The organism is Amycolatopsis sp. cmx-4-83, from assembly GCF_046548815.1.
In the GTDB taxonomy this organism is placed as follows: domain Bacteria; phylum Actinomycetota; class Actinomycetes; order Mycobacteriales; family Pseudonocardiaceae; genus Amycolatopsis; species Amycolatopsis pretoriensis_A.
The window spans coordinates 193218-209432 of sequence record NZ_JAEBEF010000019.1 but is presented as its reverse complement, the minus strand read 5'-3'; the positions used below and the strand labels follow the sequence as shown (position 1 = coordinate 209432).

At 70.1% G+C, this 16215-nt stretch carries 15 protein-coding genes; 5 read left to right on the top strand and 10 right to left on the bottom strand.

Annotation, left to right across the window (positions count from 1 at the left end; translation table 11 throughout):
• Positions 1-82: 82 nt before the first annotated feature.
• Positions 83-775 carry a YoaK family protein gene (locus tag ACLJQM_RS43880; protein ID WP_410636147.1) on the bottom strand — a complete coding sequence of 231 codons (693 nt, stop codon included), beginning with the start codon at positions 773-775 and terminating at the stop codon, positions 83-85.
• Positions 776-1065: 290 nt separating this feature from the next.
• On the opposite strand from ACLJQM_RS43880, the gene ACLJQM_RS43875 reads away from it, so the two are divergent.
• Positions 1066-1917, top strand: a complete 852-nt coding sequence (locus ACLJQM_RS43875; RefSeq protein WP_247012272.1) for a helix-turn-helix domain-containing protein — start codon at positions 1066-1068, stop codon at positions 1915-1917.
• Positions 1918-2126: 209 nt separating this feature from the next.
• Here ACLJQM_RS43875 and ACLJQM_RS43870 read toward each other — a convergent pair whose 3' ends face one another.
• The 6 genes from ACLJQM_RS43870 to ACLJQM_RS43845 are packed head-to-tail and all read right to left on the bottom strand — an operon-like array spanning position 2127 to position 7607.
• Entirely contained in the window at positions 2127-3236 is a 1110-nt protein-coding gene (locus ACLJQM_RS43870; protein ID WP_410636146.1) for an amidohydrolase family protein, read from the bottom strand.
• A complete protein-coding gene (locus tag ACLJQM_RS43865) occupies positions 3233-3754 on the bottom strand; it encodes a GNAT family N-acetyltransferase (RefSeq protein WP_410636145.1) in 522 nt (173 codons plus the stop codon). The genes ACLJQM_RS43870 and ACLJQM_RS43865 overlap by 4 nt, the downstream gene beginning before the upstream one ends.
• A gap of 26 nt (positions 3755-3780) precedes the next feature.
• Positions 3781-4533, bottom strand: coding sequence for a succinate dehydrogenase/fumarate reductase iron-sulfur subunit (locus tag ACLJQM_RS43860; RefSeq protein WP_247012277.1), 753 nt, complete (start codon positions 4531-4533; stop codon positions 3781-3783).
• Positions 4530-6446, bottom strand: a complete 1917-nt coding sequence (locus tag ACLJQM_RS43855; RefSeq protein WP_360766542.1) for a fumarate reductase/succinate dehydrogenase flavoprotein subunit — start codon at positions 6444-6446, stop codon at positions 4530-4532. The genes ACLJQM_RS43860 and ACLJQM_RS43855 overlap by 4 nt, the downstream gene beginning before the upstream one ends.
• A gap of 52 nt (positions 6447-6498) precedes the next feature.
• Positions 6499-7323, bottom strand: coding sequence for a hypothetical protein (locus tag ACLJQM_RS43850; protein WP_410636144.1), 825 nt, complete (start codon positions 7321-7323; stop codon positions 6499-6501).
• Positions 7320-7607: a hypothetical protein gene (locus ACLJQM_RS43845; RefSeq protein WP_360767430.1), complete on the bottom strand. Its 288-nt coding sequence runs from the start codon at positions 7605-7607 to the stop codon at positions 7320-7322. The genes ACLJQM_RS43850 and ACLJQM_RS43845 overlap by 4 nt, the downstream gene beginning before the upstream one ends.
• A 253-nt stretch (positions 7608-7860) precedes the next feature.
• On the opposite strand from ACLJQM_RS43845, the gene edd reads away from it, so the two are divergent.
• From edd to ACLJQM_RS43825, 4 genes are all read left to right on the top strand, one after another.
• Positions 7861-9756: a phosphogluconate dehydratase gene (gene edd, locus ACLJQM_RS43840; RefSeq protein WP_247012282.1), complete on the top strand. Its 1896-nt coding sequence runs from the start codon at positions 7861-7863 to the stop codon at positions 9754-9756.
• The gene (gene eda, locus ACLJQM_RS43835) at positions 9753-10358 is read left to right on the top strand and encodes a bifunctional 4-hydroxy-2-oxoglutarate aldolase/2-dehydro-3-deoxy-phosphogluconate aldolase (RefSeq protein ID WP_247012284.1); all 606 of its coding nucleotides are present in this window, start codon (positions 9753-9755) and stop codon (positions 10356-10358) included. The genes edd and eda overlap by 4 nt, the downstream gene beginning before the upstream one ends.
• 205 nt (positions 10359-10563) lie before the next feature.
• Positions 10564-12720, top strand: coding sequence for a PEP/pyruvate-binding domain-containing protein (locus ACLJQM_RS43830; protein ID WP_410636143.1), 2157 nt, complete (start codon positions 10564-10566; stop codon positions 12718-12720).
• A gap of 19 nt (positions 12721-12739) precedes the next feature.
• A complete protein-coding gene (locus tag ACLJQM_RS43825) occupies positions 12740-14005 on the top strand; it encodes an MFS transporter (protein WP_360766532.1) in 1266 nt (421 codons plus the stop codon).
• On the opposite strand, the gene ACLJQM_RS43820 is transcribed toward ACLJQM_RS43825, so the two are convergent.
• The 3 genes from ACLJQM_RS43820 to ACLJQM_RS43810 all read right to left on the bottom strand — a co-directional run bounded on the left by ACLJQM_RS43820 (position 13995) and on the right by ACLJQM_RS43810 (position 16153).
• On the bottom strand, positions 13995-14540 hold the full coding sequence (locus ACLJQM_RS43820; RefSeq protein WP_247012290.1) for a regulatory protein RecX: 546 nt from the start codon (positions 14538-14540) through the stop codon (positions 13995-13997). The genes ACLJQM_RS43825 and ACLJQM_RS43820 overlap by 11 nt on opposite strands.
• 132 nt (positions 14541-14672) lie before the next feature.
• The gene (gene recA / locus ACLJQM_RS43815) at positions 14673-15719 is read right to left on the bottom strand and encodes a recombinase RecA (RefSeq protein WP_247012292.1); all 1047 of its coding nucleotides are present in this window, start codon (positions 15717-15719) and stop codon (positions 14673-14675) included.
• 239 nt (positions 15720-15958) lie between these two features.
• Positions 15959-16153 carry a DUF3046 domain-containing protein gene (locus ACLJQM_RS43810; protein WP_247012294.1) on the bottom strand — a complete coding sequence of 65 codons (195 nt, stop codon included), beginning with the start codon at positions 16151-16153 and terminating at the stop codon, positions 15959-15961.
• Positions 16154-16215: the final 62 nt, after the last annotated feature.

Below are 16215 nucleotides of genomic sequence, written 5' to 3'. Positions count from 1 at the left end.
TCACGAGGGCCTCCGTTGATCGGTGTAGACGTCGCAATCCACACCGAACCCGGAGGCCCTCCCTCACACCAAGATCATCCGATCACGTGTCGCCCCGTACCCAACCTCCATGGCCAATACAGCTAGCCCCGGTCTGCAGCACCGCCGCCACGGCCAGCACGAGCACCAGGGCGAGCGTCAGCGCGGTCCACATGGCGACGTGCAGCTGGAGCACCCCGCCCCCGAGCGCCCCCGCGAGCATCGCCCCCACGGCGGCGACCTTCCGCATCGGGTGCGCCCCGGCCCCGCCGGCGGCCTTCGAATCGGCCGCGAAGCCGGTCAGCGTCATGGTCAGCACGGTCGTGGTCAGATCGGGCGCCCCGATCCGCCGGACGGCCGCGTTCTGCAGCCCCATCGCCAGCCCGAGCACGACGATCAGCAGCTCGCTGCCCAGCCGCGTACCGCTGCCGAGCGTCGCGGACAGCACGACGGCGACGGCGATCAGCCCCGCCTGCACCGCGGTGGCCCGCCGGAGGGTGTCGTAGTCGTCCCCCGCCCGCCCCAGCCGCCCGCCGGCGAGGGCGCCCCCGAGGAACGCCAGCACGGCCGTCAGCGAGGCGAGCACGGACAGCGTCGTCTCCCCCGCCGCGGCGAACCCGAGGAAGACGACGTTCCCGGTCATGTTGGCGACGAAGACGCGCCCGAGCCCGAGAAAGCTGACGGCGTCGACGACACCGGTGACGACGGTGAGAGCCAGCAGCAACGCGGCCAGGTCCCGCGGTTTCGGTTCAGCCATGCGGGCAGTCAACCACCACGCGCTCCGGCGTTCTCGGCGAACCACTCGGGCACCCGGATCGCGTCGGCCGGTGACATCCCGGCCGTCGCCTCGTACGATTCCCGAAATGGACGCCATTAATGCCCGCGCTACTTAGCGAAGGTGCGAAGCACGCTTCATTGTGCGAAGCTGCTTCGCAGCGCTTCGCGACCGGAACCCGTTGTCACACAGGCAGAACAGCAACATCCCTTCCGGTGAACCGCTGCGTGGCAGAAGCCGTTTTGTCGGTGCTTGCCTTTAACGTGCGGGGCATGACCGAAAAGAGCACGGTGCGCACCCGGGAGATGGGTGTCGAGCTGAAAACCCAGCGCGAGGCGAGACAAATGTCGCTGCGCGAGGTAGCCCGGCGCGCCCACTGGTCGGCGTCGAAGGTGTCCGGCTGGGAGAACGGCCGCCGGATCTCGCCGATCGACGCGGCGATCTACCTGGCCCACTGCGGAACCAACGCGTCCGAACGCGACCGGCTGCTGCACCTGACCCGGCCGCCGAGCGAGCTGTACTGGGTGCGGCCGTACTTCGACAAGCTCGTCGACCCGATGAAGTCGCTGATCATCCAGGAAAACCTGGCGACCGCGGTGATCTCGAACAGCCCGATGGCCCTGCCGGGCATGCTCCAGACCGAAGACTACGTGCGCTCGGTCTACGAGCTGTCCGGCCGGTACACCACGGATCGGCTCAAGGCCCTCGTCCAGGCGAGGATCGACCGGCAACAGCTGCTGCAGCGCCGGAACCCGCCGCAGTGCCTCTACTTCGTGTACGAGCACACCTTGCGGTCGGTCCTGCGCGACCCGGCGCTGATGCACGAACAGTTGCAGTACCTGGTGCTGGCCACCAACCTCCCGCACTGCACCATCCGCGTCGTCCCCGCTTCCGCACCGCCGTACCACCTGGTCGGCAGCCGGTTCACGATCCTCGAGTTCGCCGAACACCCGCCGGTGGCCTACGAAGAGACCTTCGCGGCCGGGCTGTTCATCGACGAACGCGTGGCGGTCGAAGCCTTTTACGTCCTGCGCACGCGGCTAGAACAGATTGCCCTGTCGGAGCACGAGTCCCGGGCGTTCCTGGTCCGGCTGGCCGAGGAGTTCGACGTCATGGCGGGCTGAACCCGGCCTTTCCCGATCGCCGGACCGGCCGGACTTCGAGGACTCGCCGTACGAGCCGGGCAGGTGTCCGGTCCGGGCCGGTCAGCGCGCGGGATGAGCGGTCAGTCATCCCGGATGCCGCGATCCACCTCGGCACCGGAGATCCTCCCGCACCCCCAGAGCATCCGATCACCTGTCGCCACGGTCGCGACCTCCCCTGGACAGAACACCTAGCCGACCCGGTTGCCGTCGTGCCAGACCGCCCGGATCCGGGTGGGCAGGTCGGTCACGTCCAGGTCCGTGCCGTCGAGCAGCACCACATCGGCACGCAACCCCACCTCGAGCCGGCCTCGGTCGTGCTCCAGCCTCAGCAGGCGGGCGGCCTCGGCGGTCGCCGCCTTCAAGGCGGCCGCGGGGCCGAGCACCGCGGCCAGGAGGCGGAGCTCGGTCGTCAAGTCGACATGGGGACGGGGAGCGAGGTCCGAACCGGCGGCGATCGGGATGCCCGCTTCCGCCGCGAGGCGCAGTGATCGGCGGTGCGTTTCGGCGAATTCGCTGTCGCTGATCGGCGAGAGCGTCGGCACGTACCAGGCGTTCGCCAGTGCGGCCACGGCGTCGTCGTCGAGGAACGTGCCGTGCTCGATGCTGCGGGCACCGGCGCGGGCCGCCGAGGTGACCGACTCGGCGGTGTGCGCGTGGGCCAGGACGTCCCGGCCGGTGCGGCGGGCCTCGTCGACCAGGGCGGTGAGCTCGTCGTCGGCCGGCCGGACGTCCGTGCCCTCGCGCACGGCCCGCAGGGCGCCGCCGGCGCCGACCTTGATCCAGTCGGCGCCTGCGCGCACCATGCGGCGGACGGCCGCCCGGGCCGCGTCGGGCCCGTCGAACACCGGGTCCGGCAAGGACGGGTCGCCGAAGTTGTCGACCGTGCCCGCGGGCGGGTCCCAGCTGTCGCCGAGCCCGCCGGTCGGCGACAGCTGGCGGAGGCTGACCAGCAGGTCGGGCCCGTCGATCCAGCCTTCGCGCAGCGCGTGCTTGAACCCGGCGTCGGCACCCCAGGCGTCCCGCACCGTGGTGATCCCGCGCGCCAGCAAGCCGCGCAGCACCGGCACGGCTTCGAGGATTCGCGCGCTGCGCGGCAACGGCTCGGGCCGCGGGAAGGCGACGTGCACGTGGCAGTCGATGAGCCCGGGGATCAGCAGCCCGCCCGAGCAGTCGACACGCCCGTCGCCGTCGAGGCCCGGGCCGACCTCGGCGATCCGGGCCCCGTCGAGCCGGACGTCGGCCCGGACGACGTCGCCGGTGTCGGGGTCGAAGACGTGCGCCCCGGCGAGCAGCGTCACGCCAGGTCCTTGCGGTAGATCAGGAAGTCGCACGGCGTCGCGAGCGAAGGCGCGAGGTGCGGGTAGTCCTCGGCGAGGTCGGCGCGGTGCGTCACGCGGTAGCCGAGCCGGGCGTACCACTCGGCGAGGAACTGCTTGGACGGGTGCGTCCACTCCCGCGGCACGAGCAGCTCCAGCTGCATCTCGCGGCAGCCGGCATCCCGGCACGTCCGCTCGGCGAAGCGCACCAGCTCCCGCCCGACCCCGGCCCCGCGCCGGGCGGGATCGGCGGCGAGCATGCCGAATTCGCCGGTCTCGTCGTCGAGCCGCCGGACGCGGACCGAACCGGCGAGAGCGCCGTCCACCGAAGCGACGGCGATCTCCCCGGCCCGCACGAACGCGCCGACCTCGTCAGCGGAGGTCCGGTCGGTGCTCTCCCGCCAGAGCCCCTTCTCCGACTCGGCGTAGACGAGGTTGACCAGGTCGGCGATCTCCCCGGCCGAAGCGAGGCCGGACGGCGGTGGGGACACGATCTCCATGCCCCCACCATGCCAGGCGGGTCACCTCACTTGTCGCGGCGGAACAGCTTGTTGCCCAGCCAGACGATCGGGTCGTACTTGCGGTCCGCGACGCGCTCCTTCATCGGGATGAGCGCGTTGTCGGTGATGTGGATGCCTTCCGGGCAGACCTCGCTGCAGCACTTGGTGATGTTGCAGTAGCCGAGGCCGTGCTCCTCCTGGGCCGCGTCACGCCGGTCCGCGACGTCGAGCGGGTGCATCTCCAGCTCCGCGATGCGCATCAGGTACCGCGGCCCGGCGAAGGCTTCCTTGTTCTCCTCGTGGTCGCGCACCACGTGGCAGGTGTTCTGGCACAGGAAGCACTCGATGCACTTGCGGAACTCCTGCGAGCGCTCGACGTCCACCTGCTGCATCCGGTACTCACCGGGCTTGAGGTCCGCGGGCGGGGTGAACGACGGGATCTCCCGCGCCTTCGTGTAGTTGAAGGACACGTCGGTGACGAGGTCGCGGATCACCGGGAACGTCCGCATCGGCGTCACCGTGATCACCTCTTCCTCGGTGAACGTCGACATCCGCGTCATGCACAGCAGCCGCGGCTTGCCGTTGATCTCCGCCGAGCACGAGCCGCACTTGCCCGCCTTGCAGTTCCAGCGCACCGCGAGGTCCGACGCCTGGGTGGCCTGCAGCCGGTGGATGATGTCGAGGACGACCTCGCCCTCGTTCACCTCCACCGTGAAGTCCTGCAACCCGCCGCCGGTGTCGTCGCCGCGCCACACCCGGAAACTCGCCTTGTAGCTCATGCTTTGCTCCCGGGGTGCGCTTCGAGCTCGTCGTCGGTGTAGTACTTCCCGAGTTCGCCGAATTCGAACAGCTCCAGCAGGTCCTGCCGCAGCGGCACCTGCTCCTTCACCTCGACGCCGATGTCCGGGACGACCGGGTTGTCCCCGTCCGAAGCCGAGCACACCAGCAGCTTGTGCCGCCACTCGGCGTCCATGCCCGGGAAGTCGTCGCGCGTGTGCCCGCCGCGGCTCTCGGTCCGTGTCAGCGCGGCCTTCGCGACGCACTCGCTGACCATCAGCATGTTGCGCAGGTCGATCGCGAGGTGCCAGCCGGGGTTGAACTGCCGGTGCCCTTCGACCGTGACGCGCAGGATCCGCTGCCGCAGCTCGCCCAGCTTCTCCAGCGCCTGCTCGATTTCGCCGGCCTTGCGGATGATGCCGACCAGGTCGTTCATCGACTGCTGCAGTTCGGTGTGCAGGGTGTACGGGTTCTCGGCCGACGCACCCGCGGGCGGGTCGAACGGCGCGAGCGCCATCTTCGCCGCGGCGTCCACATCGGACTGCGCGACGGCCGGCCGGTCACCGAGGCCGTCCACGTACTCGGCCGCGCCGAGCCCCGCGCGGCGGCCGAACACCAGCAGGTCCGACAGCGAGTTGCCGCCGAGCCGGTTGGACCCGTGCATGCCGCCCGAGCACTCGCCGGCGGCGAACAGGCCGGGCACGCTCGCCCCGGCCGTGTCCGGGTCGACCTCGATGCCGCCCATGACGTAGTGGCAGGTCGGGCCGACTTCCATCGGCTCGGCCGTGATGTCGACGTCCGCCAGTTCCTTGAACTGGTGGTACATCGAGGGCAGCCGCTTCTTGATCTCCTCGGCCGGCAGCCGGCTCGCGATGTCGAGGAAGACGCCGCCGTGCGGGGACCCGCGGTTCTCCTTGACCTCGGAGTTGATCGCGCGGGCGACCTCGTCGCGGGGCAGCAGGTCCGGCGTGCGGCGGTTGCTCTCCTGGTCGGTGTACCAGCGGTCGGCTTCGTCTTCGCTTTCCGCGTACTGGCCCTTGAAGACGTCCGGCACGTACTCGAACATGAACCGCTTGCCCTCGGAGTTCTTGAGCACGCCGCCGTCTCCGCGCACGCCCTCGGTGACGAGGATGCCCTTGACGCTCGGCGGCCAGACCATCCCGGTCGGGTGGAACTGGACGAACTCCATGTTGATCAGCTTCGCGCCCGCGCGCAGGGCCAGCGCGTGGCCGTCGCCGGTGTACTCCCACGAGTTCGACGTCACCTTGAACGACTTGCCGATGCCGCCGGTGGCGAGCACGACCGCGGGCGCCTCGAAGAGGATGAACCGCCCGCTCTCGCGCCAGTAGCCGAACGCGCCGGCGATCTTCCCGTCGGTGGTGAGCAGCTCGGTGACCGTGCACTCGGCGAAGACCTTGATCTTCGCCTCGTAGTCGCCGGTCTCCTTGAAGTCCTCCTGCTGCAGCGAAACGATCTTCTGCTGCATCGTGCGGATCAGCTCGAGCCCGGTGCGGTCACCGACGTGCGCGAGCCGCGGGTACGTGTGCCCGCCGAAGTTGCGCTGGCTGATCCGCCCGTCCGCGGTGCGGTCGAACAGGGCGCCGTAGGTCTCGAGCTCCCAGACGCGGTCCGGCGCCTCCTTGGCGTGCAGCTCGGCCATCCGCCAGTTGTTGAGGAACTTCCCGCCGCGCATGGTGTCGCGGAAGTGGACCTGCCAGTTGTCGTTCGAGTTCGCGTTGCCCATCGACGCCGCGCAGCCGCCCTCGGCCATCACCGTGTGCGCCTTGCCGAACAGGGACTTGCACACGACCGCCACGCGGAAGCCGCGTTCTCTGGCTTCGATCACCGCGCGCAGGCCGGCACCGCCGGCACCGATCACCACCACGTCGTAGCTGTGCCGTTCGACCTCGGTCATGTAGGAATTCCACCTCGGAAATGGGGACGTCGTTGTCGGGAGGGGGCGGAGACTAGTTCACGAATCTCAGGTCGGAGATCGCCCCGCTGGCCACGAGCATGACGTAGAAGTCGGTCAGCACCAGCGTGCCGAGCGTTGTCCAGGCCAGCGCCATGTGGCGGGTGTTGAGTTTCGAGACCTTGGTCCAGATCCAGTACCGCACCGGGTGCTTGGAGAAGTGCTTCAGCCTGCCCCCGGTGACGTGCCGGCACGAGTGGCAGGAAAGCGTGTAGGCCCAGAGCAGGACGACGTTGGCCAGCAGGACGATGTTGCCCAGCCCGAAGCCGAAGCCGTCGGTCTTCCCGTGGAACGCGGTGATCGCGTCGTAGGTGTTGATCAGCGAGACGACCAGCGCGACGTAGAAGAAGTAGCGGTGGACGTTCTGGATGATCAGCGGCAGGCGCGTCTCGCCGGTGTACTTCGCCTTCGGTTCCGCGACGGCGCACGCGGGCGGGGAGAACCACACCGCCCGGTAGTAGGCCTTGCGGTAGTAGTAGCAGGTCAGGCGGAACCCGAGCAGGAACGGCAGCACGACGAAGCCGAGCGGGATGAACCCCGGCAGGTCGCCGAACCAGTGGCCGAAGTGGCTCGAGCCCTCGACGCAGGACGTGGACAGGCAGGGCGAGTAGAACGGCGTCAGGTAGTGGTATTCGGGCACCCAGTACGCGGTGCGCACGAACGAGCGGACCGTCGCGTAGATGATGAACGCCGACAGTCCGAGCACGGTCAGCAGCGGCTGGAGCCACCACCGGTCCGTGCGGAGGGTGCGCTCGGCGATCCGGGCCCGCTTCGGGGACCGGACGCCGGTGCCGACGCCGTTGTCAGCCGGTGCGCTCACCGCTGGTCGCGCTTGTAGCCGCCGACGCCTTCGTCATCGGCGCCGTGCCAGAGCGCCGGGTCGTAGGGGGTGTCGGGTACCGGGACACGCTCGGCGGCCTTCGCCTGCGCGGGCACGGCCAAGGGCGTGCCGTCGAGGTCCGCGATGTCGATGTCGAGGCGCTCCACGTCGTTCGCGAGCCGGCGCACCGCCGAAGCGTCGCCGTAACGAGAGCGCAGTGCGCCGACGCACTGCCGGAGCTGGCCGATGGTTCGCCGCAGCTCGGCGATCTCGGAGGTGGACATCATGCCTCCCGTGGTGGTGGGGCCGACAGGGAACCGGCCGGGCGAGCGTTCGCCCCTACGGCTTTGCCGCGCGTCGTGCAGTGTGACAACTAGCACACTAACGGTTCGCGGGGTGATCGGGGTCACGCGGGTCGATCTTCTGAATCGATTTTGATTCGGCGTTTTCCCGAGGTAGTGTGGCCAGGGTCACGACCCTGAGGCGTCAGCGTTGCCGTCCCGCGGACCACCACACACCAGTGATCCGGAGCCGGACATGAGCCCCGCCCCCACCACGAAGCTGCACCGAGTCGTCGCCGACGTCACCGAGCGCATCGCGAGCCGCAGTGCCGCGACCCGCGGCGCCTACCTCGCCCGCATGGCCGCCGCGCACGAAGAAGGCCCGGTCCGCCGCGGTCTCGCGTGCAGCAACCTGGCCCACGGGTTCGCCGCGATGGACGGCGTCGACAAGGCCGCCCTGCGGGCCGCGCGCGCCCCCGGCGTCGCGATCGTCTCGTCCTACAACGACATGCTTTCGGCGCACCAGCCGATGCAGGAGTACCCGGCCTGGCTGAAGAAGTCCGTGCGCGAAGCGGGCGGCGTCGCCCAGTTCGCCGGCGGCGTCCCGGCCATGTGCGACGGCATCACCCAGGGCCGCGCCGGCATGGAGCTGTCCCTGTTCAGCCGCGAAGTCATCGCGATGTCGACGGCGATCGCGCTGTCGCACGACATGTTCGACGCAAGCCTGCTGCTGGGCGTCTGCGACAAGATCGTGCCCGGCCTGCTGATCGGCGCCCTGTCGTTCGGGCACCTGCCGGCGCTGCTGGTCCCGGCCGGCCCGATGAACTCCGGGCTGCCGAACAAGGAGAAGGCGCGCGTCCGGCAGCTGTACGCGGAGGGGCTCGCGACCCGCGAAGACCTCCTCGACGCCGAAGCGGCGTCGTACCACTCGGCCGGCACGTGCACGTTCTACGGCACCGCCAACTCGAACCAGATGGTCGTCGAGGTGATGGGCCTGCACCTGCCCGGCGCCAGCTTCGTCCAGCCGGGTTCTCCCCTGCGCCGGGCGCTCACCGAGGAGGCCGGACGCCGGGCCGTCGCGATCTCGCGCGGCGAGGAGTACACGCCGGTCTCGCGGATCCTCGACGAGAAGGCGTTCGTCAACGGCGTCATCGCGCTGCTCGCCACCGGCGGCTCGACCAACCACACGATGCACCTGGTCGCGATCGCCGCCGCCGCGGGCATCCAGCTGACCTGGGACGACTTCTCCGACCTCTCGGCGATCGTGCCGCTGCTGGCGCGGGTGTACCCGAACGGCAGCGCGGACATCAACCACTTCCACGCCGCCGGCGGCATCCAGTTCCTGGTCGGCACGCTGCTCGACGCGGGCCTGCTGCACGAGGACGTGCACACGGTCGCCGGGTTCGGGCTGCACCGCTACCGCGCCGAGCCGATCCTGTCCGACGGCGAGCTGGTCTGGCGCGACGTGCCGACCCGCAGCCTCGACGAAGAGGTGCTGCGCCCGGTGTGGCGCCCCTTCGCCGCGGACGGCGGGCTGAGGATGGTCGAAGGCAACCTCGGCCGCGCGGTGGTCAAGGTGTCGGCGGTGGCGCCGGAGCACCGGGTCGTCGAGGCGCCGGCCCGGGTGTTCACCACGCAGGAGGCGTTCACGGCCGCGTTCCAGGCCGGCGAGCTCGACCGCGACGTCGTCGTGGTGATCCGGCAGCAGGGTCCGCGGGCCAACGGCATGCCGGAGCTGCACGGCCTGACCCCGGCGCTGGGCGTGCTGATGGACCGCGGGCACCGGGTGGCGTTGCTCACCGACGGCCGCATGTCGGGCGCTTCGGGCAAGATCCCGGCCGCGATCCAGGTGACGCCGGAAGCCGCGGCGGGCGGCCCGATCGCGCGCATCGCCGACGGCGACGTCGTCCGGCTGGACGCCGCCGCCGGTTCGCTCGACGTGCTCACCGGTGACGAAGAACTCGCCCGCCGTGAGCTTGTGGACGGACCGCCGTCCGAAGCATCCTGGACCGGCACCGGCCGAGAGCTGTTCGCCGCGTTGCGCCGTGCCGTCGGCCCCGCTGACCAGGGTGCTTCGGTGTTCGGGCCCTTGACGCCGGAGCACTTCGGAATGCCCACGCACACTCTGGAAATCCAGGAGGTCGGTCAGTGACCACCGGTCAGGACCTGCTCGCGCTGTCCCCCGTGATGCCCGTCGTGGTGATCGACGACGCCGCCGACGCGGTGCCCACGGCCCGGGCCCTGCTCGCCGGCGGGATCGGGGTCATCGAGCTGACCCTGCGCACCCCGGCGGCGCTGTCGGCGATCGAGCGCGTCGCCGCGGAGGTGCCGGACATCGTCATCGGCGCCGGCACCGTCACCGCGCCGGAGCACGCGAAGCAGGCCGCCGACGCCGGCGCGAAGTTCCTCGTGACGCCGGGCTGCACCGACGCGGTCGTCGACGCGTGCTTCGAGACCGGGCTGCCGTTCCTGCCCGGCGCGAGCACCGTGTCCGAGGCGATGCGGCTGGCCGAGCGCGGGCTTTCGGCGCTGAAGTTCTTCCCGGCGGAGGCGTCCGGCGGCGTCGCGTACCTGAAGTCGATCGCGGGCCCGTTGCCGTCGCTGAAGTTCTGCCCGACCGGCGGGATCACGGTGGCGTCCGCGCCTTCGTACCTGGCGCTGCCGAACGTCGGCTGCATCGGCGGTTCGTGGCTGACGGCGTCGCTCGAACCCGCGACGATCGAGAAGCTGGCCGCGGAGGCCGCGAAGCTGTAGCGGAGATCACCCCGCGTCGGCACCCGCGCCCGAACGGCGGAATGCGCGTCCGCATTCCGGGAGCACCGTTCCAGCACTCTGGAACGGTGCTCCGAGCGGGTGTGGCGGCGGTCATGAATTCCGCTGAATGGCGCATTCCCGTCGCCGGTGGGTGATTTACCGGCCTGTTATCGTTCACCCTCGCTGTTTCGAGCGAGGAGATCCGGTGTCCCTGACCGATGTGGTCGCCCCCAGTCCTGCCCCCGAGAACGTCGCCGCGCTGGTCGGCGAACGCCTTTCGCTGTCCGCCCTCCACCAGCTGGGCGGCACCCTCGGCGGCTATTCCTTCGTGAAGGTCGTGGTGGATCGGGAAAAGTCGGTGATCCACTTCCTGAACGACGCGCGGCATTCCTTTCACGCGATCTATATCGGCGAAGAGATCCTCGGCGTCCCCGGGGAACGGGTGCGCGCGGAGATCGACTCCTACAACCAGGCTTTCTACCACGGGCCGGATCGCCGGTTCCTGCTCGGCATTCTGGCCCGGCACCCGCAGATGCTTTCGCTGGAGACGGTCGAGGTCGACACGATGCCGTCCGCGATGATCCGCGAGTTCCACGCCTTCGTCGCCGAGCACGTCGACCCGGCGCTGCCGCTGGTGTTCAAGCCGGCCAACCAGCTGCAGGAACGGCTCGTCCGGGAGATCCCGGCGGCCGAGCTGCCCCGCGTCTTCGCGCACGAGCTGTTCTCGACGGCGCCGTTCGTGGCGCTGAACCCCGGCACGGCCACCGGCCGGCTGCGCGCGTTCCGCTCCGAGGCCGAGTACCGGGCGGCGACGCTGGACTGGACGGACATCATCGTGATGGACCGCGTCCCCGACGACGTCCCGCGGCTGTCGGGCATCATCAACGCCCGCCACACGACGCCGCTGTCGCACACCAACGTGCTGGCGACCGGCTGGCAGATCCCGAACGCGGTCCAGCTCGGCGCCCTCGCCGAGATCGAGCGCCGCGGCCTCGACGGCAAGTGGGTCGAGTACACGGTGGACACCCAGGCGCTCTCCCTGCGCGAGATCCCCGAGCCGCCCGCCGCGACGCCGCCGAGCTGGTACGCCCAGCGCGTCACGCTGGAGCAGCCGGAGGCCGACCACAGCCCGATCGTGAACCTGGCCCGCCTGCGCGCGGCCGACCGCCACCGCTACGGCACCAAGGCGGCCAACCTCGGCGAGCTGCACCACGTGCTGGCACGCGGCTCCCAGCGGCTGCTCGGCTTCTACCAGGTGCCGCGCCCGCCGAGGGAGAACCTGCTGCCGTACCTGGCCCGCCTGCTGGACGTCCCCACCGGCCCGACGGCGTCCGACCACCGCGCCGAGCCCGCGGCTCCGGGGCGGTTCGCGGTTGAGGACCGGTTCGCGGGTGCCGACCAGCCCGCGGCGCCGGGCCGGTTCGCGGCTGAGGACCGGTTCGCGGGTGCCGACCAGCCCGCGGCGCCGGATCGGTTCGCGGGTGCCGACTCCGCCACCAGCCCCGCGGTCGCCGACCTGACCGTCGCGGCCCGCCGGCTGCTCGACGAGCGCGTGCGCGTCCCCCGCGGGATCGCCCTGCCGTTCTCGCTGCAGCGGCGGTTCCTGGAGTCGTCGCCGCGGATCCAGCAGGCCATCGGCAAGCTGAAGATGGCCCTGGAGCTGGACGCGCGGGAGATCGAGCCGCTGTGCGTCGAGCTGCAGACGCTGATCCGGTCGGCCCGCATGCCCGGCGCGCTGGCCGGCGAGATCGACTCCGCGCTGGTGTCCCAGCTGGCCGGCGTGCGCGCGTTCGTCGTGCGCAGTTCGTCGAACGCCGAAGACCTCGCCGGGTTCTCGGCCGCCGGGATCTACGAGTCGCTCAACCACGTCACCACCACCGAGCGGATCTTCGCCAGCGTCAAGGAGGTCTGGGCGTCGCTGGTGTCGGTGCGCAGCGTCCGCCTGCGCCGCCAGGCCGGGATCTCCCTCGACGACTGCTACATGGGTGTCGTGATCCAGGAGCAGGTCACGGCCGACTTCGGCGGCGTGCTGGTGACGACGAACCCGATGAACCGCGCGGACTTCCGCACGGTCTACGTCAACGTGTCGCCCCGGGTCACCGACGTCGTCGAGGGCTCGGTCCTGCCGATGCAGTACCTGTATTCGACGGTCGAGGGCGGCGGCCGCACGGTGTCGCTGGGCGACGCGCCCGAGGACCTCGACGAAGCCGCCCACGCGCAGCTGCAACGGCTCGCCGTCGCCGGTCGCCTTCTGCAGGGCCACTTCTCGCCCGACTACACGTTCGATTCGCCGGTGGACGTCGAGTGGCTCGCCGACCGCGACCACATCCACATCGTGCAGCTGCGTCCCTATTCCGTTTGATCCTCCAGGAGACACCACCATGCTGGGCTTTCGCCTGCCCGCGAAACCGGCCGTCCAGCGCGCCGTCCGGCTGACCTACGGGTTCCAGTTCTTCTTCGGCCTGCTGCTGTGGGTGCCGATCTTCTACCAGTACCAGAAGCTCGTCGGCCTCTCCGACAGCGAGATCTTCGGCATCCAGAGCATCTACTACGTCGTGTTCTGCCTGCTGGAGATCCCGACGGGCCTGATCGCCGACCGCTTCGACTACCGCACCTCGCTGACGGCGGGCGCCGGCGTGCTGGTGGTGGCGAACCTGGTGCCGGTGTTCCTGGGCTCGTACCCCGGGTTCCTGCTGCACTTCATCCTGATCGCCCTGGCCCGCTCGCTCGTGTCCGGCGCGCAAAGCGCGTACCTGTACGAGTACCTGCACGCCCACGGCGAAGGAGAGCACTACCTCCGCGTCGAGGGTGTCGGCCGCGCGTACAGCCTGGTCGGCAAGATCGTGTACTGGCCGGTGATCGGCCTGCTGATGACGTGGAACCTCCCTTCCCCGTACTGGCTGACGGCGATCAACGCGGCCGTGGCGCTGGCGTTCGCCTGCAAGCTCCCGCCGATTCCCGGCGGCCGTCGTACCTCCGGCAAGACGGCGTCGCTGCTGTCGGGCGTCGGCGGCGCGGTGGCCGCGCTGCGGTCGTCCCGGTGGCTGGCTTTGCTGATGGTGCAGGGCATCGCGATGTTCACCCTCGTCCGGATCTGCCAGGTGAACCTGTTCCAGCCGATCCTGGAGTCGAAGTCGCTCTCGGTGAACTGGTACGGCGCCGTCCTGGCCGCGATGACGGTCTTCGAAGCACTCGGCGCGGCCCGCCCCCACCGCCTCCGCCGCGCGATCGGCCCGGTTGGCTCGGTGTTCACGCTGACGATCGTGATGGCGTCGTGCCTCGGCCTGCTGGTCTGGGCGGGGCCCTTCCCGGCGGTGGTGCTGCTGTGCGTCTTCGCGGTGGCGACCGGCATCGCGTTCCCGGTGCAGAAGCAGCTGCTGAACGACTCCATCCCGGACTCCCGCTACCGCGCGACCCTGCTGTCCATGGAGTCCATTGTGGACCGCGCGGTGTGCGCGCTGGTGGCGGTGGCACTGGGCGCGTACCTGGCGGCCGGGCAGCTGAACGAGTTCCTGCTGCTGACGGCCGTGGTCACGTGCGCCGCGATGGGGCTGCTCGCACTGCTTTTGCTCGCGGTCCGCAAGCACCGCTCCGACCGCCGGGTGCCGGTGGTCCGCGCACCGGCGCCCGAAACCGTCAGTCGATGAAGGCGTCGTCGAGGAGGGTGGACTCCGCGCCGTACTCGCGGAGTTCCTCCTTGATGACGCTGTACGCCAGCCCCTGCGGGTAGCCCTTGCGGGCCAGGAAGCCGAGCAGCCGCCGCAACGCCGTCTGTTCGTCGACGTTGCCCAGCGAGCCGAGGCGCTTGCGGACCAGTTCCCTGGCCATCTGCTCCTCGGACTCGCGGTCGACCTCGCCCGCCGCCTGCGCCGCGACCTCGTCGTCGACGCCCTTGCGCCGCAACTCGGCCATCAGCGCGGTGCGGGACAGGCCCTGGGTCTCGTGCCGGGACTTGACCCACAGCTCCGCGAACTCGGCGTCGTTCACCAACCCCGCCCGGTCGAGCTTGCCGAGCAGGGTCTCGCTGGTCTCCTCGTCGAACCCCTTGCGGCGCAAAGCCTGCCGGAGCTCCTCCTGAGTCCGCGCACGCACGGCCAGGAGGTCGTAACAGATCTCCTTGGCCTTCTTGTAGCGCTCCTCGGGAGGCAGCTCCGCCGGGGGAACCTTCGGCGCCCTCGCCACTCAGCTCACTCCTCGTTCTTCACAAGCCAAAACCAGGCGTCACCACACAACGCGCCCACGCCGGGGGTCCAGGGGGCGAGTGCCTTCCGCGAGCACACTTCGCCCGATCCCGAAACCCTGGAACTCCTTCGATCAGAAGTCGACCGGCGCCGGAACAGCTTCGACGGCCTCGGCGTCGACCTGTGCGCCGATGCCCAGCTTCTCCTTGATGCGCTTCTCGATCTCGTTGGCGATGTCCGGGTTGTCGCGCAGGAACTTCCGCGCGTTCTCCTTGCCCTGGCCGAGCTGGTCGCCCTCGTAGGTGTACCAGGCGCCGGACTTGCGCAGGATCGCCTGGTCGACACCCATGTCGATGAGCGAACCCTCGCGGGAGACGCCGTGGCCGTACAGGATGTCGAACTCGGCCTGCTTGAAGGGCGGGGCCATCTTGTTCTTCACGACCTTGACGCGGGTGCGGTTGCCGACCGGCTCGCCGCCGTCCTTGAGCGTCTCGATGCGGCGCACGTCGAGCCGGACCGACGCGTAGAACTTCAGCGCCTTACCACCGGTCGTGGTCTCCGGGGAGCCGAACATGACGCCGATCTTCTCGCGCAGCTGGTTGATGAAGATCGCGGTGGTGCCGGAGTTGTTCATCGCACCGGTCATCTTGCGCAGCGCCTGGCTCATCAGGCGGGCCTGGAGACCGACGTGCGAGTCACCCATCTCGCCCTCGATCTCGGCGCGCGGCACGAGCGCGGCCACGGAGTCGATGACCAGGATGTCGAGCGCGCCGGAGCGGATCAGCATGTCCGCGATCTCGAGCGCCTGCTCACCGGTGTCCGGCTGCGAGACGAGCAGCGCGTCGGTGTCGACGCCGAGCTTCTTGGCGTACTCGGGGTCCAGCGCGTGCTCCGCGTCGATGAACGCCGCGATGCCGCCGGCGCGCTGCGCGTTGGCCACCGCGTGCAGTGCGACCGTCGTCTTACCGGAGGACTCCGGGCCGTAGATCTCGACCACGCGGCCGCGGGGCAGCCCGCCGATGCCGAGCGCGACGTCGAGGGCGATCGCACCGGTCGGGATCACGGAGACGGGCGCGCGGCCGTCCTGGCCGAGCCGCATGACCGAGCCCTTGCCGTACTGCTTGTCGATCTGCGCGAGCGCGAGCTCGAGCGCCTTGTCCTTGTCGGGTGCTGCAGGCATGGAAGTCCACCTCGCTGGTCGAAGCCCCCCGTCTCGAGGGCTCTGTGTCGGTTCTTCAACTGTCCGGTCCGACGCTAGCGGCGGGGACCGACAATTCCAGGCGCGGCGCCCAATCTGTGGATCGCTGGACCCGATGTGGACAACACGATAGACGAACACGTGTTCGAGGTCGGCAGCGACACACCCTTGCGCTAGGGTTTTCGCCCGCCCGGGTCCGGACCCGGGCGGATCCGCGCAGGTCAGCGCCGTTCGAAGGGGACATCGAAGGCGTCGCAGACCTCTCGCCAGACCTCTTTCGCCGGGATTCCCGCGGTCAGCGCCTGGTCGACGGTGCGCCCGCCGAGCCCGCTGATGACGTGGTCCCTGGCCAGTACCTGGGCCCGTCCGGGGCCGAACTCCTCGGCCATCAGCCGCCGGAAAACCGTGATGCGCATCGAAGCCACTCTAACCCGGCGGCACGAACGGTCCGTTCGCGCCCGCCACCCGCCCCGCCCGG